The 21,491-nt window shown below is 60.0% G+C and carries 19 protein-coding genes; 10 read left to right on the forward strand and 9 right to left on the reverse strand.

Going from position 1 to position 21,491, the window contains the following annotated elements; genetic code table 11:
* Nucleotide 1 precedes the first annotated feature (1 nt).
* The 4 genes from urtE to VWZ87_RS14535 all read left to right on the forward strand — a co-directional run bounded on the left by urtE (nucleotide 2) and on the right by VWZ87_RS14535 (nucleotide 6,474).
* The gene (gene urtE, locus VWZ87_RS14520) at nucleotides 2-697 is read left to right on the forward strand and encodes an urea ABC transporter ATP-binding subunit UrtE (RefSeq protein WP_416534444.1); all 696 of its coding nucleotides are present in this window, start codon (nucleotides 2-4) and stop codon (nucleotides 695-697) included.
* A 563-nt stretch (nucleotides 698-1,260) separates the two neighbouring features.
* Nucleotides 1,261-3,075 carry a BCCT family transporter gene (locus tag VWZ87_RS14525; RefSeq protein ID WP_340546965.1) on the forward strand — a complete coding sequence of 605 codons (1,815 nt, stop codon included), beginning with the start codon at nucleotides 1,261-1,263 and terminating at the stop codon, nucleotides 3,073-3,075.
* 178 nt (nucleotides 3,076-3,253) lie between these two features.
* Nucleotides 3,254-5,443, forward strand: coding sequence for a dehydrogenase E1 component subunit alpha/beta (locus VWZ87_RS14530; protein WP_416534445.1), 2,190 nt, complete (start codon nucleotides 3,254-3,256; stop codon nucleotides 5,441-5,443).
* Nucleotides 5,440-6,474 (forward strand): ACP S-malonyltransferase, encoded by a 1,035-nt coding sequence (locus tag VWZ87_RS14535; RefSeq protein WP_416534446.1) that lies wholly within the window; start codon nucleotides 5,440-5,442, stop codon nucleotides 6,472-6,474. Before VWZ87_RS14530 ends, VWZ87_RS14535 begins: the two co-directional genes overlap by 4 nt.
* On the opposite strand, the gene VWZ87_RS14540 is transcribed toward VWZ87_RS14535, so the two are convergent.
* The 3 genes from VWZ87_RS14540 to VWZ87_RS14550 form a co-directional block, all read right to left on the reverse strand.
* Nucleotides 6,471-8,048, reverse strand: coding sequence for a DUF427 domain-containing protein (locus VWZ87_RS14540; protein ID WP_416534447.1), 1,578 nt, complete (start codon nucleotides 8,046-8,048; stop codon nucleotides 6,471-6,473). The two genes, VWZ87_RS14535 and VWZ87_RS14540, sit on opposite strands and share 4 nt — an antisense overlap.
* 175 nt (nucleotides 8,049-8,223) lie before the next feature.
* Complete coding sequence (locus tag VWZ87_RS14545) at nucleotides 8,224-8,925, reverse strand: winged helix-turn-helix domain-containing protein (protein WP_416534448.1); 702 nt, start codon at nucleotides 8,923-8,925, stop codon at nucleotides 8,224-8,226.
* Nucleotides 8,897-9,202: a hypothetical protein gene (locus VWZ87_RS14550; RefSeq protein WP_416534449.1), complete on the reverse strand. Its 306-nt coding sequence runs from the start codon at nucleotides 9,200-9,202 to the stop codon at nucleotides 8,897-8,899. The genes VWZ87_RS14545 and VWZ87_RS14550 overlap by 29 nt, the downstream gene beginning before the upstream one ends.
* A 167-nt stretch (nucleotides 9,203-9,369) precedes the next feature.
* Here VWZ87_RS14550 and VWZ87_RS14555 point away from each other — a divergent pair, with 167 nt between their 5' ends.
* From VWZ87_RS14555 to VWZ87_RS14570, 4 genes are all read left to right on the forward strand, one after another.
* Nucleotides 9,370-9,867, forward strand: coding sequence for a hypothetical protein (locus VWZ87_RS14555; protein ID WP_416534450.1), 498 nt, complete (start codon nucleotides 9,370-9,372; stop codon nucleotides 9,865-9,867).
* 110 nt (nucleotides 9,868-9,977) lie between these two features.
* Nucleotides 9,978-10,595 carry a ribonuclease HII gene (locus VWZ87_RS14560; protein WP_340546958.1) on the forward strand — a complete coding sequence of 206 codons (618 nt, stop codon included), beginning with the start codon at nucleotides 9,978-9,980 and terminating at the stop codon, nucleotides 10,593-10,595.
* Nucleotides 10,596-10,705: 110 nt separating this feature from the next.
* Nucleotides 10,706-11,809, forward strand: coding sequence for a site-specific DNA-methyltransferase (locus tag VWZ87_RS14565; protein ID WP_340546957.1), 1,104 nt, complete (start codon nucleotides 10,706-10,708; stop codon nucleotides 11,807-11,809).
* Between the two features lie 179 nt (nucleotides 11,810-11,988).
* Nucleotides 11,989-13,365 carry an adenylate/guanylate cyclase domain-containing protein gene (locus VWZ87_RS14570; protein WP_416534451.1) on the forward strand — a complete coding sequence of 459 codons (1,377 nt, stop codon included), beginning with the start codon at nucleotides 11,989-11,991 and terminating at the stop codon, nucleotides 13,363-13,365.
* 7 nt (nucleotides 13,366-13,372) lie between these two features.
* Here VWZ87_RS14570 and VWZ87_RS14575 read toward each other — a convergent pair whose 3' ends face one another.
* Entirely contained in the window at nucleotides 13,373-14,536 is a 1,164-nt protein-coding gene (locus VWZ87_RS14575; RefSeq protein ID WP_416534452.1) for an alkane 1-monooxygenase, read from the reverse strand.
* A 73-nt stretch (nucleotides 14,537-14,609) separates the two neighbouring features.
* Nucleotides 14,610-15,674: an A/G-specific adenine glycosylase gene (mutY, locus tag VWZ87_RS14580; RefSeq protein WP_416534453.1), complete on the reverse strand. Its 1,065-nt coding sequence runs from the start codon at nucleotides 15,672-15,674 to the stop codon at nucleotides 14,610-14,612.
* Nucleotides 15,675-15,758: 84 nt separating this feature from the next.
* On the opposite strand from mutY, the gene VWZ87_RS14585 reads away from it, so the two are divergent.
* Both VWZ87_RS14585 and VWZ87_RS14590 read left to right on the forward strand, forming a co-directional pair.
* Nucleotides 15,759-16,286, forward strand: coding sequence for a DUF721 domain-containing protein (locus tag VWZ87_RS14585; RefSeq protein ID WP_416534454.1), 528 nt, complete (start codon nucleotides 15,759-15,761; stop codon nucleotides 16,284-16,286).
* Entirely contained in the window at nucleotides 16,283-16,954 is a 672-nt protein-coding gene (locus VWZ87_RS14590) for a DsbA family protein (RefSeq protein ID WP_340546952.1), read from the forward strand. The genes VWZ87_RS14585 and VWZ87_RS14590 overlap by 4 nt, the downstream gene beginning before the upstream one ends.
* Before the next feature lie 114 nt (nucleotides 16,955-17,068).
* Here the strand turns inward: VWZ87_RS14590 and lpxK are convergent, their stop codons facing one another.
* From lpxK to VWZ87_RS14610, 4 genes are read right to left on the reverse strand one after another with little or no spacing between them, the layout of a single operon-like run.
* On the reverse strand, nucleotides 17,069-18,073 hold the full coding sequence (lpxK, locus tag VWZ87_RS14595) for a tetraacyldisaccharide 4'-kinase (RefSeq protein ID WP_416534455.1): 1,005 nt from the start codon (nucleotides 18,071-18,073) through the stop codon (nucleotides 17,069-17,071).
* A complete protein-coding gene (locus tag VWZ87_RS14600) occupies nucleotides 18,060-19,256 on the reverse strand; it encodes a 3-deoxy-D-manno-octulosonic acid transferase (RefSeq protein WP_416534456.1) in 1,197 nt (398 codons plus the stop codon). The genes lpxK and VWZ87_RS14600 overlap by 14 nt, the downstream gene beginning before the upstream one ends.
* Before the next feature lie 29 nt (nucleotides 19,257-19,285).
* Nucleotides 19,286-20,089 carry an inositol monophosphatase family protein gene (locus VWZ87_RS14605; RefSeq protein WP_340546949.1) on the reverse strand — a complete coding sequence of 268 codons (804 nt, stop codon included), beginning with the start codon at nucleotides 20,087-20,089 and terminating at the stop codon, nucleotides 19,286-19,288.
* A complete protein-coding gene (locus VWZ87_RS14610; protein WP_416534457.1) occupies nucleotides 20,076-21,422 on the reverse strand; it encodes a TldD/PmbA family protein in 1,347 nt (448 codons plus the stop codon). The genes VWZ87_RS14605 and VWZ87_RS14610 overlap by 14 nt, the downstream gene beginning before the upstream one ends.
* Between the last annotated feature and the right edge of the window lie 69 nt (nucleotides 21,423-21,491).

Genomic DNA, 21,491 nt, shown 5'->3' on the forward strand with positions numbered 1-21,491 from the left:
TATGCTGAAGCTGGAAAATATATCGCTGCACTATGGGCATTCGCAGATCCTGCATGGGATTTCGATGGAGGTGAAACGTGGCGAGGTGGCCTGCGTGATGGGGACGAATGGCGTGGGAAAGACCAGCCTGATGAAGGCGATTTCCGGTCGCCATCCTCGATCGGGTGGAGAAATTCTGCTGGACGGCGACCCATTGCGGGCTGCCTCATCCTATCAACTGGCGCAAAAAGGCATCGCTTATGTGCCGCAGGGGCGGGAGATCTTTCCGTTGCTGACGGTGCTTGAGAATCTCGAAACCGGGTTTGGCTGCCTGCCGCGAAGCGATCATCAGGTGCCGGATCGGATCTACCAGCTGTTCCCCGTTCTACACGATATGCGTCATCGCCGTGGAGGCGATCTGTCAGGGGGGCAACAACAACAGCTTGCCATTGCACGCGCATTGATCACGCGTCCGAAGCTGCTGCTGCTTGATGAACCGACCGAGGGGATCCAGCCAAATATCATTCAGCAGATCGGAGATGTAATCCGGTATCTGCGCGACGAGGGCGAGATGGCGATTGTTCTGGTCGAGCAATATTTCGATTTTGCCTATGAGCTTGCAGATAGATTTGTCGTTCTGCGACGGGGGCGCATCACAATGTCCGGGGAGCGTGCCGACATCAGCCGGTCCGACCTGCTGGCAGGTGTTTCCGTCTGAACCTTACCGGTTCTCTGCTGTCGCGGATTGGTCCGAGGCCGGTCTGTCTGGTTAACTTCCGCAAAAATTTGGCACGGTCATCAGGGATTTTGAGCGTGTTGATCTCTGTATCCGAGATGTTTTTCCGGTCGATATAAGCCGTTGGAACAGGCGTTGACAGGCTGCAAGCATTTGAAATGTTTGAACCCTAATTCATCTTTGCGGTGGATTTAGATTTTCTGAAATCCGCTACATTTTATTCGAAGTGCCTGAAGCACTGTAATTGAGTAGTCTTGACCAAATGCGCGACGCCGACATGGGGACGAGGGGGCTTGGATGCACCTTCGAGACGGCGTCGGCGTGGGACAGGAGATAGGGGAGCAGAACTGAAACCGAACGGCTGCGCGTGCAGCAGAGCCTAGGTTGCGCCGAAGGGCCAACATGGGATCTGCCGATCTGCCCGCGTGACCGCATATCGAGCCTTGCGCAGCACCTCTGCGTGCGCTGCGCACAACCCGCCACCCGAGCGCCAGGTGATACGGGGAACGACAACAACGGCGCGCGACACGGAACAGGGAACGATTATGTCAATCAAGCCACCATTTACCGAGTTGGAGATCGAAACAGCTCCATCCGGCTTCTACGAGGGCCACAGCCTTCCTATCGCGTTGATCAGTAAGATCATCATGACGACGCTGGTCCTCTGGGCCTTGGTCTGGCCAAGCAAAGCCAGCGGAACCCTGTCCTGGGTGAACAGCGAGTTGCTGAACGGATTCAACGCCTTCTACATCATCTCCGTGGGACTGTTTGCCTTCTTCCTGTTTGTTCTGGCCATTCTGCCTGCAACCGGCAACAAGAAGCTGGGGGCGGCTGATGCGACGCCGGAATTCTCCAATTTCTCGTGGTTCTCGATGATGTTTGGTGCCGGGCTGGGTGTTGGGCTAATGGTCTTTGCAACGGCGGAGCCGCTGGGCCTCTGGGGTTCCAACCCATTGGTTCTGTCCGGCGAGGTCGCAGCAAATACCGAAGAGGCGGTCCAGTCCGCCTATCGCTACACCTTCCTGCACTATGGGTTTCACGCCTGGGCGATCTACGTTCTGACCGGCCTGTCGCTGGCTTATTATGCCTATACGCGCGATATGCCGCTGACGATCCGGTCGGCCCTGACGCCGTTGCTTGGCAAGGCTGCAAATGGCTTTATCGGCCATCTGGTTGATGTTCTGGGTGTTGTGGCCACCATTCTTGGCGTGTCCGTCACCATCGGTTTTGGTGTCAGCCAGTTCGTTGATGGCGTCTATGCGGTTTCAGGGATGGAATGGCTGATGAACGGAGATGCCGAAGCGCCGAAACCGAGCACCGTTGGCCTGCTGTCGGCGCTTTTCGTGATCATGGGGCTGTCGATTCTTTCTGCAGTTTCCGGGGTTGGTCGCGGCATCAAATATCTCTCCAACCTCAATCTCGTACTGTCGGTTATCCTGCTGCTGACCTTTGTGTTCTTTGGGTCGTTCTTCTTTGCGATGACTAAATTCGGCAGCGGTCTGGTCGATTACATCCTGCATTTCACTCAGATGTCCTTTGGTGCCTATGGGCCGCAATCGGCGGATGCCTTTGCGACGGCTCTGCCGGAGGCCGCACAGGCGCTTCCTGCGGAAGATATGAGCTCGGTCTACGGTTCGGCAACATCCCCCTGGGGGTCGCTGGGCGGCTTCACCGAAGGGCTGCCGGCGTCGGCGGCAGCGCTGGATGCCGATGCGATCTATGCAGCCGGGGAACCCGGTCGCCAGTTCGGCTGGCAGGCAGGCTGGACCACATTCTACTGGGCCTGGTGGATTGCCTTCTCGCCCTTCGTCGGTTTGTTCCTGGCACGTATTTCCAAAGGGCGCACCGTGCGTGAGTTCATTCTGGGCTGCGTGATCGCACCTGCCATCGTCTGCTTCCTGTGGATGACCATTCTGGGCGGCACCGCGATTGATCTGGAACTGAACGGTACCGCCGCAGGGTCGATCATCGGTGCGACCAATACCGCCAAGCTGTTTGTGACGCTGGAGCAGATGATTTCGGGCGGCTTCCTGTCTGCCATCACCGTGATGTGTGTTGTGCTGATCATGACCTTCCTCGTGACCTCAGCGGATTCGGGTATTCTGGTGATGAACACCATCATGTCCGGTGGCGAAGAGGAAACCGGGATCAAGCACCGTATCATCTGGGGCTTGATTCTGACCTCGGTCATCGGCGCGCTGATCATCGCTGGCAACAGTGGCGCGGCTTCCAATCCATTCGGAGCCTTGCAAAACGCTATGATCATTGGCGCACTGCCCTTCACGATTGTCATGGTTTTCATGATGATTTCACTGGCCAAGGCGCTGTATCGCGACAGTTTGCGGGCAAAGGCAGACTGATCCCGACCCTCATTGATTGCTTGTTAGAAAAGGTCGCGCCTCGGCGCGGCCTTTGTCATTCCGCGGAGCGGTCTTTGACCTGAGCAGTATGAGTTTTGCTCATGAGTGCCTGCTGTAATCTCATTGGTAAGACTGGCGCATATCGGCGATAAAGCCCCTGAGCAATAAGGGGTAGGCCATGGATCGCGCCGAGATCGTACATCAAAATTTCCTTGATCGAGTGGTCGCAGGCCGCCTGCCCTCGGGGCCGTCGCCGGTGGGGGACCTTTGCAGCAGTGATGCGGTCGCGATCTTTCGCGCGCAGGTCCTGAGCCGTGCCCTGGACCGCACCAGCCGGGCTATGCAAAAGGCTGGGCAGGGTTTCTACACGATCGGCTCGTCCGGTCATGAAGGAATGGCGGCGGTTGCGCGGGCCTTGCGCGCTGATGACATGGCCTTCCTGCACTACCGCGACGCCGCATTTCAGATCGCCCGGGCAGATCAGGTGCCGGGTCAGAGCATTGCCTGGGATATGCTGCTGTCCTTTGCCTGTTCTGCCGAGGATCCGACATCGGGAGGGCGGCACAAGGTGCTGGGATCCAAGGCGCTGATGATCCCGCCACAGACCTCGACCATTGCCAGCCATCTGCCCAAGGCGGTCGGCGCGGCCTATTCTATCGGTGCCGCGCGACGGCATGATCCAGAGCACCGGGTTCTGCCTGACGATGGGCTTGTGATGTGTTCCTTCGGCGATGCCTCGGCCAATCATTCGACGGCACAAGGAGCGATCAATACCGCCTGTTGGGCGTCTGTGCAGTCGACGCCTTTGCCGCTGCTGTTTGTCTGTGAGGACAACGGGATTGGCATTTCGGTCAAGACTCCGAAGGGGTGGATCGAAGCGTCGATGTCGTATCGGCCGGGTATGCGCTATTTTCAGGCCGACGGGCTGAATATCCACGACACCTATGCGGTGGCCGGGGCAGCTGCCGACTACGTTCGTCGCTGCCGCAAGCCTGCTTTCCTGCATCTGCGCACCGTGCGGCTCTACGGTCATGCAGGTGCAGACGTGCCGACCACTTACCTCAGCAAGGCAGAGGTTGAGGCGGATGAGGCCAATGATCCGCTGCTGCACTCCGTGCGGTTGCTGTCGCAATCCGGAGCTTTGTCACGGGAAGCGGCACTGGAGATTTACACTGAGACCTGCGCGCGGGTTGAACGGATCCGCACAGAGGTCGTCACCCGTCCGCATCTGAGAACGGCAGGGGATGTCAGTGCCAGCCTGATCCCACCAAAGCGGGTCTGTCGCAAGACGAACGGGCCAAGCGGTGAGGTGCGGGCAGAAATTCTGGGCAGCGATCTGCGTGCTCAGACAGACCCCCAGCCGATGAGCCGGTTGATCAACTGGGCCTTGACCGACCTGATGCTGGAGCATCCTGAGCTGGTCACTATGGGCGAAGATGTCGGCCGGAAGGGTGGCGTCTATGGCGTCACCCAGAAGCTGCAACAGCGGTTTGGCCCGGACCGGGTGATTGATACCTTGCTGGACGAGCAGTCGATCCTTGGGCTGGCCATCGGCATGGGACACAACGGATTTGTCCCGATCCCGGAGATCCAGTTCCTGGCCTATCTACACAACGCCGAGGATCAGATCCGTGGCGAGGCCGCGACACTGCCGTTTTTCTCCAACGGCCAGTTCAGTAATCCGATGGTGCTGCGGATTGCCGGTCTGGGCTATCAGAAAGGCTTCGGTGGCCATTTCCACAATGACAATTCGCTGGCGGTCCTGCGCGACATTCCGGGCATCGTGATTGCCTGTCCCTCGGACGGGGCCGAGGCCGCGATGATGCTGCGCGAGGCCGTGCGTCTGGCGCGAGAGGAGCAGCGCGTCGTGGTCTTTGTCGAGCCGATAGCGCTTTATCCGATGCGTGATTTGCATGAGCCGAAGGACGGCGGCTGGATGCGTCTCTATCCCGCACCTGACCAGCGGATTGCGTTGGGAGAGGTCGGGGTGCATGGCGATGGCCAAGACCTTGCGATCGTGACCTATGGAAATGGCCGTTACTTGGCGACACAGGCCCAGACCGAGCTGAAGGCCAAGGGCGTTTCCACCCGGGTCGTCGATCTGCGCTGGCTCGCGCCGTTGCCAAAGGAAGCGCTGCTTGCGGCCACGGCAGGATGCGACAACATCCTGATCGTCGACGAATGCCGCAGCACAGGAAGTCAGTCGGAGGCGCTGATGGCGCTGTTCTATGAGACGGATGGCGCGCCGATGGCACGTGTCGTGGCGGAGGATTGCTTTATCCCGACCGGTCCCGCCTATGCTGCAACATTGCCGTCAAAGGAGAGTATCGTCGCAGCGGCGCTGCGGCTGACAGGAGCTGACACATGACCCGCACCGCTGTTCTGATCTGTCCCGGACGTGGCACATACAACAAAACTGAACTTGGGTATCTGGCGCGTCACCACGCCGACGAGCAGGCTCTAATCAGATCATTTGACGGAATGCGCGAGGCCGCGGGCCAAGAGAGTGTCACCGCGCTGGATGGTGCTGAGAGATACGCGATGTCCAAATACACCCGCGGCGATGTGGCCTCTCCGCTGATCTATGCCAGCGCGATTGCGGATGCGCAGTCACTCGCCGAAGACATTGATGTCGTGGCGGTCACGGGCAATTCGATGGGCTGGTACATCGCGCTGGCCGCCGCCGGTGCGCTCAGCCCTCAAACAGGGTTTGAGGTGGTCAACACCATGGGTCAGCTGATGCAGCAGCATCTCATTGGCGGGCAGCTGGTTTACCCCTGTCAGAGCGACGACTGGCAGTTGGATCGGCAGCGCAAGACAGAGCTGCTTCAGCTGGTGCGTGACATAGACAGCAGGCCTGATCATCACCTGTCGCTGTCAATCAATCTGGGCGGCATGCTGGTGCTGGCGGGCAATGCCGACGGTCTGGATGCGTTTGAACAGGCTGTGCCGCAGGTGCAGGATCGCTTCCCCATGCGATTGCCCAACCATGCCGCGTTCCATACCGACCTACAGGCCCCGGTCGCTGCTGAAGGCCGGTCGCGACTGCCGGTGGACCTGTTCTCTGCGGCAAAGAAGCCATTGGTCGACGGGCGAGGGCAGGTTTGGTGGCCTGGCGGATATTCACTGACGAGCCTCAGGGACTACACGCTGAATGCGCAGGTCGTTGAGCCTTATGATTTCACTCGCGCGGTGCAGGTCGCGGCGCAGGAGTTCGCGCCGGATCTGTTTATCATCACCGGACCGGGGGCAACGCTGGGCGGCGCTGTTGCGCAGTCGCTGGTGCAGATCAACTGGCAGGGGCTCGGTGGCAAGGCTGCGTTCAAGGCGCGGCAGGCGCAGGAGCCGCTGGTTGTAACAATGGGGGACGAGGCGCAGCGCCTGCTGGTCAGCCGTTAGGACGCGGCGAGCTGGTCGGCATCCATCGCCACGGAAACGGCGAAGGCCTCAACCGGGCGGGAGACATTGTGCAGCGATACCGAGCCAAGCGGCGTCGCCTGTTCCGGGGTTTCCAACAGGTCGCGGCTGACCACGATCGTATGGCCGCAGGATTTGCCATAGTCGCCAAGCCGTGCGGCGATATTGGCGGCCTGACCGATGACGGTGAAATCCAACCGCTCACGGGATCCGACGTTGCCGTAGGTGACACGACCGTAGGCGAGACCGATGGCCGATTCACAGCGCCGCTTGCCCTCTTCGTCGCCCATTGCGTCCAGTCCGGCAACAATTGCCCGCGCCGATTGCAGGGCCTGCGCGCGTGCCTCATCGGGCGCGTCGCCGGCGGGGAACACCGCAAGGACCGCATCGCCGATGAATTTCAGCACCTCGCCGCCGTGTTCATGCACGATCGTCGATACCGTTTCAAAGAAGCTGTTGAGTAGCTCGATATAGGCGCTGCGGCCCAGGTCCTCCTCAAGCCGAGTGGATCCACGCAGGTCGCAGAACATAATGGCGGCATCAATGTCATCGCCATCACCACGCCGGATTTCCCCACCCAGAACCCGCGCGCCGGTTCGCTTGCCTACATAGGTTTCCAGCAGGGACTGTGCGTTCTCCCGCTGCATGAACACTTCATAGTACCGGGCAATAACCGCAGAACATTCGAATATCAGCCCCAGGTTTTCGGTCGAGAACCCTTTCGGATGATGGCTGGCAACCGTCAGCACGTTTATCCTCCCATCGGAGAAGGGCAGCGGCATCGCCACGTAATCGGTTGCGCCCTCTTCCCTCAGATCGCTGAGGATCGGAAAGGCATCGCTGGGCTGATCCAGATCCAACCGCTGCCGGATGCCGCCAAGCCCGTTGGAAACATGGCGCAGGGGACTGTTCTGAAATGCCGGGTGATCGTGGATTTCATAGCTCGGGGCGTAGGTCGTGACCTTGCCGGAGGCGCGGCTCCAGATGAAGTTCTTGCCCGCGATCATCGGGTGCAGGGACCAGGCCATCACCGAGAGGCGCGACAGGTGAACGCCATGTTCGACCAGTTTCTCCGACAGGCTTTGGGTGAATTCCTCAGGTGTAGGCAGATATGCAGCTTCGCGCAGCAGCCAGTCGATCAGCGGTCCTGAAATATTACCGTATTCCGGGACCTCCAGCTGATTGCTGCCAAGGTCGATCTCAACGCGCGCTTCCGGCATAAAACTGACATGGCCTGCGATGCCGGAAGCCTCAGGCAGAGCATCGTCATAGGACCAGGCGGCATTGCAGATGCTCTGTTCGCCAAGTTCCAGATCCTGATAGCCTGCAGTTCCCTTAAACGGGCAGAAGGTCTGGTGCCCGTTGGCAGGCGTCAGGCAGGTGTGGATATCGTCACGGGGAAAATAGATGGCAGCAGGTCGGCGGGTCTCATACATCACCTTGGCACGGGTGCTCTGGGCGATGATCCTGCCACCGAGCCGCGCCGTAACCGGGCCGCGCAGCTCCTCTACCATAATTCCATATGCAGGTCTTGCGGTGCTGGCGCGCATGTTCATGAGGGCTGTTCCCGGGTGGACTGACAACAAGGGATCCATGTTGCCTGGTTTTCTACTATGTGGTGGTTTCCCGGCAAAATGCCAGAGCTGCACAGGGAATTGATCCATTGGATAAGAGCAGAAGGCCCTGTCAGTATGCGGTGGCGGGATTGGTGACCTCCCTGCGCACGGGGGGTCACACCATGCGGATCACATCCTTGCTGATCGATAGGACATAGCCGCGCTTGGCGATATTCTTGACCAGAAGTTCGCTGACCATCTGATTGCCCAATGTATCGCGCAGCCGCTTGATCCGGGTCGCGCCTGCGGCCTCTTCGCAGTCAATGGAGGGGCGGCCAGATATCATCGCCTCGATCTCCGCACCGGAGAGGACATCGTCATCAAGCCGGGCCTCGGCCAGAACTGCGAGCGTTTCCATCGCTGCGGCGGTCAGTTTGAAGCCCATGGTATTGAGGTAGACGGTGTTTTCTTCGCGGCTGATCAGCAGTTCAGTCACTTGGATGCCTGCGCGTTCGATCTGGACCATGCGCCGGTTCAGCATGACCAGCATGGCCAGAACCACCAGCGCAGCCACCATCATCATGGTGGCAAAGACCATCAGCACAAAAATTACCATCCGATAGCTGGTCAGCGTATCGGCAAAGGCCGTGCCGGACTGGGCGAGGATCTCCAGCAGCTTGATCTCGGCCTGCGTGGTAAGGTCGTTTTCCACAAAGACCCGCTCGACCCTTGCGTTGAAAGCGTTGGCATCGGGAAGCGTCAGCAGCAGCACGGTACCGGCAATCGCCAGCAAGGCAACGATGGCAGTGATCCCCAATGCGATGACGCGGCTTCCCGCCGCGCGCACCTCAGAAACGGAGAAAATAGGGTCCGGCATCTGTTTTCCTTTGTTCCAGCCCGTCGGGACCAAAAATGGACAGAACATTGAGCAAGGTCCAGCCCGCGGCCAACAACCGGTCGGAGATTTCGGCCTTGGCGGCCGGCTTGCTGCAGCCGCCGCCAAGCTGGATCACGCCGTAATGCAGCCGCAGGGGGGCATCCTGTTTCGCCTTGTAATCGGCGTAACACTCGGCCGCAGCGGCCGGGCCCGTATCGCTGAGCATACCAATGGCAAGACCGGCAATCAGAGCTGTGGAGATAAGGAGGTTTTTCATACCCTCACACTGCGCATTTGTCGCGGGATATTCAATAACAACAGGCGATTGCGGGTGGTGATATTCGATAACAAGGCGCCGTTATTGCCTGTCCGCACGGTTCCGAACCAGGCTGATTGCATTGGTCATTTGGCCTCATGTTTTCAGAACTTCAGGAAGGACATCCCATGTTTCGCAGCAGTCGCATTGATGTAAATGCCAAACCGCATCGCAAATTCATCACGCTGATCGTTGCCGCAGCGGTCGCGGTGACCGGGTTTTCCGCAGCGCCTGCACGGGCGGATGAGGATGTTGCCAAGGTGCTGGCGGGTCTCGCCGTGCTTGGCATTATCGGTGCAATCGTGAAGAACAATCGCGATGATGATCAGCCACAGGTCACCCGTCCGCATCGTCCGTCACATGGCAAGCTGTATCGGCCTCATCATCCCAGACCGCTTCCGCCGCATGTGGCGCGCTATGATCTGCCGGCACAATGCGTGCGCTATTTCCCGCGCTACAGCCAAAGCCGGACTTTGATGGGGCAGGGCTGTCTACGCAAACAGTACGGATTTGAGCACACCTTGCCGCGCGCCTGCCAGGTGACCTTCTGGAATGGCAAACGCAATCGTGTCGGCTATCGCCCGGATTGCCTCAAGGACCGCGGCTATCGCATTACCCGTCGCTGAGGTCGGCGGGACCTGGGTTCGAGCAGACTTGGGGGCTTCGGCCCCCTCTTTTTTGCGCGGTATCTGCGGTCGGACTTGAAACCCGGCTTAAAACCCGGTCAGACCAAGGGATGGATTATCCCGATTACACATTGGAAGCGGCCGCCCGTGCGCGTGGCCATATACGTATTGCAGGCGTGGATGAGGTTGGGCGTGGCCCGCTCGCCGGACCGGTGACCGCCGCTGCGGTCATCCTGGACGCCGACAATATTCCCGAGGGGCTGAACGATTCAAAGAAGCTAAGCGCCAAGCGGCGCGAGGCGGTCGAAGCGTCGATCTTTGCGCAGGCCGAGGTTGCGATTGCTCATGCCAGCGTCGAAGAGATTGATTCCCTGAACATTCTGCGCGCCTCGCATCTGGCAATGGAGCGGGCCGTTGCAGCCCTGGATCCGGCGCCGGATTATTTGCTGATCGATGGCAATCTGATCCCCAAGGGTCTGCTCCAGACGTCGGAGTTCGTGATCAAGGGAGACAGCAAATCAGTCTCCATCGCGGCGGCATCCATCGTGGCAAAACTGGCCCGTGACCGGATCATGGTGGATTTGGCGCAACAGTTTCCCGGCTATGGCTGGGAGAAAAACGCAGGCTACCCGTCCAAACAGCACCGCGACGCGCTGGTGAACCTGGGCGTGACCCCACATCATCGGCGTTCCTTCAAGCCTGTCCACAACATATTGTATCAAGAGTGAACCTCATCACCTTGTTCTAAAAAACAAATTGACCTCGAATCCACGATGACTCATCCTGTGGACAACCAAAATGAGCGCAAAAATGCGCCGTGGTTATCGAGGCAGAGCAAATGAACAAAACACTTACACGGGGCGCCGCGGCGCTCCCGCTAAACGCGATCCTTGACGGTGACTGTATCGACGTGATGTCCGGTCTGCCGTCAAATTCGATTGATCTGATTTTTGCGGATCCCCCCTATAACCTTCAGCTGAAGGGGCAATTGCATCGTCCTGACAACAGCAAGGTCGATGCGGTCGATGACCACTGGGATCAGTTTTCCAGCTTTGGCGTCTATGACGAGTTTACCCGTGCCTGGCTTAAACAGGCGCGCCGTATCCTGAAGCCAAACGGCTCCATCTGGGTGATCGGATCGTACCACAACATCTTCCGAGTCGGCACAGCGGTGCAGGACGAAGGCTTCTGGATCCTCAACGATGTGATCTGGCGCAAGTCGAACCCAATGCCGAATTTCCGGGGCAAGCGTTACACCAACGCGCATGAGACGATGATATGGGCCTCAAAATCCGAAGGCGCAAAATATACCTTCAACTATGAGGCGCTGAAAGCGCTGAACGAAGGTTTGCAGATGCGTTCGGATTGGGTCATGCCGATCTGTACCGGCCATGAGCGGCTGAAGGATGAGGCCGGCAATAAGGCGCATCCGACGCAGAAACCCGAGGCGCTGCTGCACCGCATTCTCGTTGGCTCGACGAATCCGGGTGATGTGGTGTTGGACCCGTTCTTTGGCACCGGCACTACGGGCGCCGTGGCAAAGATGCTGGGCCGTGAATTTATCGGAATCGAGCGCGAAGCCGCCTACCGTGAAGTTGCCGAAAAGCGCATCAAATCCGTACGCAAGTTCGACCGCGAAGCGCTGCAGGTCTCTGCCAGCAAACGTGCCGAACCGCGCGTCCCCTTTGGTCAGCTGGTCGAGCGCGGCATGTTGCGCCCGGGCGACGAGCTTTATTCGATGAACCGTCGGCACAAGGCAAAAGTGCGCGCAGACGGCACGCTGATCGGCGACAATATCAAGGGATCAATCCATCAGGTCGGAGCGCATCTGGAAAACGCGCCCTCCTGCAATGGCTGGACCTACTGGTGTTTCAAGCGGGACGGAAAGACCGTGCCCATCGACGTGCTGCGCCAGCAGATTCGGGCAGAATTGCAAAACTGACCCCACCCTTTCACAACCTGTGTGAAACCGCAGGCGCTGTCGCATTGTCGACGGCGCCAACCTTGCCCCGCCGTCATGGCGGGGTCTTTTCGTTTCAGCGCTGTCGGTTCAAGGGGTGCATCCGTTGGCAGCTGCCGTTAGTTTGACGCAAGACCGGCGCCAATGGATGGATACATATCATGGCAGTAACCGCCTCCGCCCCCGCTCCTGCCTTGGATAGCGACGAAGCCATTTTCAGACAGGAGAGCCCCTATGCGCTGGATGCGCTAACAGAGCACAAACGCAATGGGCTGGAGCTTGCGGTGCGGGCGCGCTGGATCGCCATGGCCGTAACGGCGGTTTTTCTGATCTATGTGAACCCCAAATGGGATGTGCTGTATTATCACTTTATCCTTGCGTTGCTGTGTCTGAACGGCTGGCTGATCCGCCGGGTTGGACGGGTTGGGCAATCACGGCTTGAGATGCTGCTGATTTTTGCCGATCTGTCGATCATGACCATCGGAATGGTTCTGCCAAATCCGCTGAGTGTCGACGATACGCCGCTGCCTATTCAGTATCGGTTTGGAAATTTCATCTATTTTTTCATCATACTTGCCGCGGGGACTCTGGCCTATTCCTGGCGCACGGTGGTAGCCATCGGCATCTGGACCGCAGTCATCTGGCTATTTGCGGCGGTCATGGTCTGGTGGCTGACGGATCCGGTGCCCGGCCTGACCGAACGGGTGCTTGAGGTTGTGGGCTATGATCCGACCATGGCTGAATTTCTCGATCCGAACAGCTTTCTCCTGCATCAGCGCCTGCAGGAGGTTATCGTGTTCTTTCTGGTGGCAGTGACGCTGGGTATATCCTCAAAACGGCTCTACGCGCTGATCCAGAATAATGCTGGTCTTGAGCGTGAACGGGCCAATCTGTCACGGTATTTCTCGCCCAATGTGGTGCAACAGCTGTCGCAAAATGATGAACCGCTGAAGCAGACCCGCCGTCAGGACGTGGCCATTCTGTTCATTGACATTGTCGGGTTCACCCGCCTGGCGGCCGAGCGTGACGCCTATCAGGTGATTGACCTCTTGCGCGATTTTCATGGCCGCATGGAAAAGGAGGTGTTCCGTCATCACGGCACGCTGGACAAGTATCTGGGCGATGGTTTGATGGCGACCTTTGGTACACCGCTGGCTGGTCCGAGGGACGCAAGTAACGCCCTGGCTTGCGGGCGGGCCATGCTGGCGTCGGTAGCGGAATGGAATGCCGAGCGACGCCGCTACGGCGAGGCAGAAATCCGCGTTGGCATCGGTGTTCACTATGGTGAGACGGTGATTGGCAATATCGGCGCAAACCGGTTGGAATATGCGGTGATCGGTAACGCGGTGAATATTGCAGCCCGACTGGAGGAGCGCACCCGCGAGATGAACGCTCAGATGGTGATCAGCGAGACCCTGCGGCAGCGTGTGCAGGACGAAGGCGGCGCCAGAGATCTGCAAGCAGGTTTCGTGCAGCACGGCGCATCTGAACTGCGTGGGCTGACCCGACCGATGACACTATGGGCGCTGCCCCGCTAGGTGTCCGCTAGGCGCGCGGGCCTGCCGGTGTCGGGTCGGGGCGGTCTTCGGGGCAACGGGCCGCATTGTAGGCGCTCCAATCGGTGATGTCAGGATAATACATCTGCCGCCAGCGCCGCACTCGCGGGTTCATGATCCGCCGCCACAGCGGTGGTATCATCGCCGCAACTGTCATGACCGGATAGCCGTAGGGTAGCTGGGGAGCATCGGTTGATGTGTGGTTCTGAAGCAGGGGAAAGCGACGATCGGGTTTGTAGTGGTGGTCGGAATGGCGTTGCAGGTTGATCAACAGCCAGTTTGACGCCTTATGGGCTGCATTCCACGAATGGCGCGGCATCACAGGCTCAAATTTGCCCCCGCCCAGATATTTGCGCGTAAGACCGTAGTGTTCAACGTAGTTCACCAGTTCCAGCTGCCAGATCGCGACACCCGCCTGGACCAGGAACAACCCAACGCCGAGCATCCCGCCCAGCACAAGGGCCATCAGCAGAAACGCGGCTTGCAGCGCCCAATAGCGAAAGAACGGGTTGCGCCGGTCAGTCCAAGGTAGGTTGCGGCGCGCCAGTTGTGCTCTCTCAGCCCGAAACGCAGACCGCCAGCATTGCCACAGAACACGCGGATAGAAACGATGGAAGCCCTCGTTGTAGCGCGCTGTGACCGGATCGCGGGGTGTGCCGACATGGCGATGATGCACGAGCAGATGCTCGGATCTGAAGTGAGAATAGAGCACCATTGCCAGCAGGATATCCGCCAGCCAACGCTCCAGTCTGCTCTTCTGGTGCATCAATTCGTGGCTGTAGTTGATCCCTATTGTGCCGCTGAGGACGCCAACACCGAAGAATACCCCGAATTTCTCCGCACCCGAGAGATGATCGGCGCCAGGCACGTAGATTAGCATGGCAATCAGGAGCAGGACCTGCACCGGAACCCAGGCAATGGTCAGTGAGGAATACCAATGAAGATCTTCTTCGGGTGTGAGCGGATCCGCGTTTTCAAGATTAAGCCCGAAGACCCCGTCCAATGCCGCAAAGAGATACCAGGTGACGAAGGGCGGCAGCAGGATGAGCCAGCCACCATAAAGAGCGGCGAGCCCCACCAGCGGCACCAGCAGAAAGGACAACCAAAAGGGCAGGGCGGCCTGCCAGCTGCGCAGAGTCTCGGCGGATATCATTCCAGTACAGCCTCATTCAGGTCGGGCGCGTTCGTGGTCGACTATGCGCCCTGCCCGAATAAAAGAGAAGGCATCAGCGCCCCTTCCAGAGATCGAAGGCCTTGCGCATCACCGTCGGCAGGTCGGTGGGTTTGAAGTCATGTCGTTTTATCACGCGCTGACTGTCCTGGGGTGTGAAACCGGGTGGCAGCTCCGCCAGCATGACCTGCAGGACCAGGTGAAAATGGGTGAAGGTGTGACGCACCTCCGCCCCCAGATCCTGCCAATCGGCCTCAAACGGTGGGGCTGGGGCCGGATCGTCGTTCCAATCGCTGCCCGGCCAGCCCAGCATACCGCCCAGCAACCCCTTGTCCGGGCGCTGCTCCAGCAACCAGTCGCCATCGCAGCTGCGTGCCAGATAGACGATGCCAAGGCGGGTTGGCTTGGGTTTCTTAGGGGTTTTCTTTGGCAGTTCCAGAGCTGTGCCAGCCGCACGGGAAGCGCAGGGGCTGCGCCATGGGCAGATGCCACAGGCCGGATTGCGCGGTGTGCAGATCGTCGCGCCGAGATCCATCACCGCCTGTGCGTGGTCGCCCGGGCGCATCGCTGGGGTCAAGGCTGCAGCTTTCTCTTTCAGCTGGGGTTTGGCCGCTGGCAGGGGGGTATGGATATCGTAAAGCCGCGCCATCACCCGCTCGACATTGCCGTCCAGCACGGTTTCCGGGCGGTCAAATGCGATCGCCGAAATGGCGGCGGCGGTATAGGGGCCGATGCCGGGTAGGGCGATCAGCCCGTCATAGGTATTCGGAAAGGTGCCACCGTGTTCCTCCGCCACCACGCGCGCGCATTTCAGCAGATTGCGTGCCCGTGCGTAATACCCAAGACCTGCCCATTCCCCCATGACATCTGCATCCGTCGCCGCCGCGAGATCCGCCACCGTCGGCCAGCGGCTGGTGAACCGGTGGAAGTAGTCCTTGACGGCAGCCACAGTGGTTTGTTGCAACATGACCTCGCTCAGCCAGATGCGGTAGGGATCGGGCCAGATACCGGCGGCGCGATCCGACGGGCTGACACGCCAGGGCAGGCTGCGCGCGTGCTGGTCGTACCAGTCCAGCAAATCACGGCTCTGCGGATGGCTCTCGCTGTTGAGGTCACGCATTCTTTATCCTTTATGGCCCGGTTTCGCTGGTTCTCGCATGGCAGCCCTTTACAATAGGGCGAGCAGTCTAGCAAAACCACGGTCATGGCAGTGCAACGGACAAAATCTCGCGGGTTCAAGCGAACATCGCAGCTTCTGAACGATCAGATTCGCAAAGCCGGCGAAAGCCGGGGCTTTGCGGTGTCGCGCCTGCTCACCCATTGGGAAGAAATTGCCGGTCCCGACATCTCCTCTATCGCGCGCCCGGTCAATGTGCACTACGGGCGCGGTGGATTTGGAGCGACGTTGACGTTGTTGACCACCGGTGCCCATGCGCCGATGCTGGAAATGCAGAAAGAGCCTCTGCGCTGCAAGGTGAACGCGGTTTACGGCTATAACGCAATTTCCAAGGTCCGGATTACCCAGACCGCGCCCACTGGCTTTGCCGAGGGGCAGGTTTCCTTTAAATACGCTCCGAAGGTCCGCAAACCCCAGGCGCCTGATCCGCAGGACGTAGCGGCGGCAGCCGAGGCTGCGACCGGGGTCGAAAGTGATGAATTGCGCGCAGCGCTTGAACGGCTTGGGCGCAACGTGCTGACGAAACAGAAAACTCTTAGAAAGGGGTATGAATGACCCGTTTGATGTCCGGCATCTTTGCCTCCGCTGTCGTTGCGGCGGGTGTCTATGGTTATGCCGCATTGCAAGGCGGCACCTCTCTGCCCGGCAACCCGCTGGTTGGGGCGGCCTACGCGCAAGATGCAGAGGTTGATACCTCCACCATCGTCGAGATGGTGCAAGGTGCCGAAGATGCTCCGGTGACGCTGATTGAATATGCGTCCTATACCTGTCCGCATTGCGCGAATTTCCACCAGGGTGCGTACAAGCAGCTGAAGCAGGATTACATCGACACCGGAAAGGTGAAGTTCATCTACCGCGAGGTCTATTTCGATCGCTATGGCCTTTGGGCGTCGATGATTGCACGCTGTGGAGGACCTGAGAAGTTCTTCGGGATCAGCGACCTGATCTACAAGGGGCAATCTGATTGGGCCCGAGCGGGTGGCGCGACTGAAATCGTTGATGCGCTGCGCAAGATCGGGCGGCTCGCAGGTCTGGAAGAGGAACAGCTGGAGGCCTGTCTTCAGGATGGGACCAAGGCCCAGACCCTCGTCAACTGGTATCAGGAAAATGCGACAGAGCATGGCATCGAGTCCACGCCGTCGTTCATCCTGAACGGCAAGAAAGTGGAAAATCAGTCTTATGAGGCGTTCAAAGCGCTGATCGACGCCGAACTCGACGGCTGATACCCCTTCCTTTGGGAAAATGCAGATAGGAAAACCCGCCCGGTGACCGTGGCGGGTTTTTTGCAATCTGCTGCCAGACTGGATGAGAGTGCACCGCGTCTTCTTGCCCGAGTGTTATGGAGGCGGTGGAGCGACCTTGCGGATTTGGGCCAGAAGCGCGTCATCCTTGTCGATCTGCAGGCGCACCGGTAGCGTGATCACCTTGTTGCGAAAACTCTCCGGCAGCCGGACCGCGTCTTTTTCGGTGGTGACCATCTGGGCACCGATCAGCTTGGCTTCGGTTTCCAGCCGGGACATCAGGGCAGTGGACAGGGGTTGGTGATCGTCCAACGCTTCACTACGGCGCAGATCCGCGCCAAGGTCACGCAGCGTCTCGAAGAATTTCCGTGGATGGCCAATTCCTGCGAATGCCAGCACCGGCGTCCCCTGCCAGGGCATTCCGGTTTTCAAAGGCTCCAGTGCGCCGGAGTAATGTGGGCATGTCGTCAGGGCATCGCTCCAGGCTGACTGGAACCGTGCCTGCGCCTCGGTTCGGCCCAGCGACAATACCAGATCGGCGCGCGCAAGGCCCGTAGCCACCGGCTCACGCAGTGGACCGGCGGGCAGGCAATGGCCATTGCCAAACCCACGCTCCGCGTCGACGACGACCACGGAAAGATCCTTGTGAACACTCGGGTTCTGAAAGCCGTCATCGAGCAGTATGACGGTCGCACCAGCCGCGGCAGCCGCCTGCGCACCAGCGGCGCGATCCTCAGCTTTCCAGACCTCTCCAAAGGCCGCCAGGAGCAGGGGTTCGTCGCCAACCTGACTGGCGCGATGACGGCCCGGATCGACCTGCACAGGACCGGACAGAGAGCCGCCATAGCCACGGGTCACCACATGTGGCTCATGCCCCATATCCCTGAGCCGTTCGAGAAACCAAATGACCGTTGGCGTCTTGCCGGTGCCACCGGCGTTGATGTTGCCGACACAGATCACCGGAACAGCCACCCGTAGCGCGGCGCCCTGCGCCAGGCGTCTGGCGGTGGCATATGCGTAGATCCGGCCAAGCGGCGCCAGCAAGGTCTTGCGAATATCGAAGTCTCCGGCGGGCTTGTGCCAGAAGTCAGGAGCTTTCATATCGGTCCTCTCGCTTGTCCAGCAACTCCTGGACGCGATCCATAAGGTGGTCGGTCATATCGGCGCCTTCTGTGACGATCTGCCAGCCGGCAAGCGCCATCTCCGCCGCCCGATCAGGGGCCGACAGGCTGAGCACGCCCTGCGCGAGATCTTCGGCATCGTTGATTTTCAGCGCGGCACCAACCTCTGTCAGCCGCTCATATAACGCGGCATATGTGCCAAGACCCGGCCCATGCAGGATCGCCGACCCGAGTGCTGCGGCATCCAGCGGGTTCTGTCCGCTTGCGTGGCGGGGCAGACTGCCGGCCAGCAGACACAGCGGCGAAAGCCGGTACCAGAGACCGGTGTCTTCGGAAGAGCTGAGCAGGACTTGGGTGTATTCATCAGGCTCTTCGCCGCTGTCCCAATCGGCCAGCTGTAGGCCGCTGGCGATGATCGCATCGCGGGCCTCTGCGAGGTCCTGTTCATCGCGGATCGCGATTACCAGAAGCAACCGATGCAAAAGCCGCAGTACGCTGCGATGTGCCGTCAGGATGGTTGGTAGATCACCCAGCTCGGTCTGCGTAGAGAACCAGACCGGACGGCTCCCCAGCTGGGCCTGCATATGGGTAAGCTCATCGCTGTTGCAGCCAGGGGGCGTGGCCGACAACCGCAGGGGATTGGTCTGTTGGATCCGATCTGCAGCGACACCGAGCCGGAGCATCTGCGCTCGGGCCTCATCCGACGGGGTCATGATTTCGCTGAAGCGGTCGAAAAGCCGACGGCGCTGGTCCGGCAACCAACGACTGGTGCGATCGGGCAATTCTCTCGCTTCGATATCAACCAGTAGGCTGTCGATCTGACGTTCGCTCATCTGGCGCATCAGTCCACGACGGAGGTCTCCCCCCGACCAGATAAGCAGATCGGGGCGCCAGTGATCGAGAAACATCCGCACGTCGGCCGGGGTGTCATCTGGCGGTGGTCCCGCAGCGAGGTCGCAGCCCTCGACCAGTGGCCTGTTCGTGATGTCGCGGCTCCACGTCACCAAAACAGACAGATCGGGTCGAAGCGATTTCATACGGTTCCCGACATCGCCGAGAGCCATGTAGCGCTCTGTCGTGGAAGCGTGGATCCACAGCACTTCGCCTGCGGGACGGGCAGGCCAGCGGAGGCTGCGGTCGGATGCGGCAGAAGGTCTCGACATGGCTACGGTTTTCCTGCTGCGCGCGGCTGTCAGAGCGGGCGAAGGCCGGGACCCTTCGGATCGAGCGCGGCAATCAGTTGTTCGTGCAGTCGCGGCGGCGCAGCGACAACGCCGTTGAGCGTAGGGTGAGGGTTGTTGAACCGCAAGCCGACGCCGAACCTGTCGCTGCACAGCCCTCCGGCCTCGCGCAGGATCAGGTCACCCGCTGCGATGTCCCATTCCCAACTGGGGCGGAGGGTCAGCATGGCATCAAAGCCCGCATCCGCGACCCGCGCCATTCGGTAGGCAAGCGAAGGGCGATGACTGCGATTGAACGCGGGTACAATGCCATTGTGCCAGTGTTCGGGGTCCTGCAGCGGTCTTGCCGCCAGAACATTTGCGGCGTTGAGGTCATCCTGTCGGGAAACCTCGACTGCTGTGCCATTGCAGGTCGCGCCTTGTCCAAGTGCTGCGCAATACATCAGCTCGCGCTGGGGCAGGTAGATGACTGCCGCCGTGATCGTCCTGTTATGCGCAACCGCCAGCGAATGGGCCCAGGTCCGAGATCCTTCGGCGAAACTGCGGGTGCCGTCGATAGGATCGACGATAAAGATCTTTTCACGGTTCAGACGTGTGCTGGTGTCTTCGCTTTCTTCAGACAGCCAGCCATAATCCGGGCGGGCGCCGGGCAGCACGTCGGCAAGCAGCTCGTTGACGGCGATATCAGCTTCCGTCACTGGCCCGCCACCGTCTGGTTTCTCCCATTTCTGCGCTTCGGGCCCAGAGTAGCGACAGGCGATATCGCCTGCCTGCTCTGCTGCGCGGATCAGCAGGGAAAGATCAGTTTCCGGCAAGGGTCATCCCCTCGACCAGCAATGAGGGTACAATGCGGGACAGATGGGTTCGCGCGTCATTGGCTGGAACAATACCGCGCAGCATGTCGCGCAGATTGCCTGCAATCGTGCATTCATTGACGGGATAGGCAATCTCACCGTTTTCCACCCAGAAACCGGCGGCCCCGCGAGAATAATCGCCGGTATTCGGGTTGATGGTGGATCCAATCATCGACGTGACCAGAAGGCCGGTGCCCATATTGGCAATCAGATCGGCGCGGCTATCGGGACCTGGGGTCAGCGCGATATTCCACTGCGATGGTGATGGCACCGAGCCGACACCGCGTGCCGCGTTGCCAGTGCTTTGCATTTCCAGCTTGCGGGCCGATGCGAGATCGAGCGTCCAGCCGGTCAGCATCCCGTTGTCGATAATGGCGCGGCGCTGCGTCGGCAGGCCTTCGCCATCGAAAGGACGCGATCCGGCAATCCGGGGGCGAAAGGGGTCTTCCGTGACGCTCAGATGCGTCGGCAGAATCTGATCTCCCAGAGCGTCCTTCAGCCAGGAGGACCCGCGGGCGATGCTCGCACCGTTCACCGCAGCCAAAAGATGGCCGATCAGAGAGGACGAGACGCGTTCGTCGAACAAAACCGGGTAGCTGCCGGTTTCCGGTTTGCGAGCGCCCAGCCGTTCGACTGCGCGCTCACCAGCCTGTCGTCCGATGTCATCAGCCGACCGCAGATCTGCCTGGAAGGTTCGGGAGTCGCCGTCATAGTCACGTTCCATGCCGGTTCCGCTTCCTGCGATGGCGGTACAGGAGATCGAGCGGCTGCTGCGTTGGTAGCCACCGGAAAACCCGTTGGTCGCGGCCATATGGACCTTATGGCTGCCGTATCCGGCCGCCGCAGATTGTACCTGGGTTACCCCCGAAACGCCGAGGCCAGCCGCCTCAGCCGCCAGTGCATCCTCTTGCAAGGTGGCGGGGGCCGGTTCGTCGCTGGGATCAAAGAGCTCCAGCGCGGCGAGATCCCAATTCTGCGCAAGCTGGTGCGGTTCGGCCAGACCGGCATAGGGGTCCTCGGGGGCCTCGCGTGCCATGGCGACAGCGCGTTCCGCCATGGCCGTCAGGGTTTCGTCCCGCATGTCCGAGGCCGAAACGCAGGCCTGACGTTGCCCGACAAAGACCCGCAGGCCCAGATCCACCCCTTCGGACCGCTCGGCATGTTCCAGCGTGCCCTGACGCACTTCGATGGAGAGAGAGCTGCCTTCTGCCACCATCGCGTCGGCGGCATCGGCCCCCGCCTTGCGGGCGGCATCAAGAAGAGCGTGGCTTAGGCTTTCGGGGGTCTGGGTCATGGGCACCTACATGGGTTGAACATCACCTAGAGCTAGCCAGCGCAGCGAGAGGCTGCAAGGGCGCAGACA

Origin of the sequence: Phaeobacter sp. JH20_37, from assembly GCF_048056015.1 — a bacterium.
Lineage (GTDB): Bacteria > Pseudomonadota > Alphaproteobacteria > Rhodobacterales > Rhodobacteraceae > Phaeobacter > Phaeobacter bryozoorum.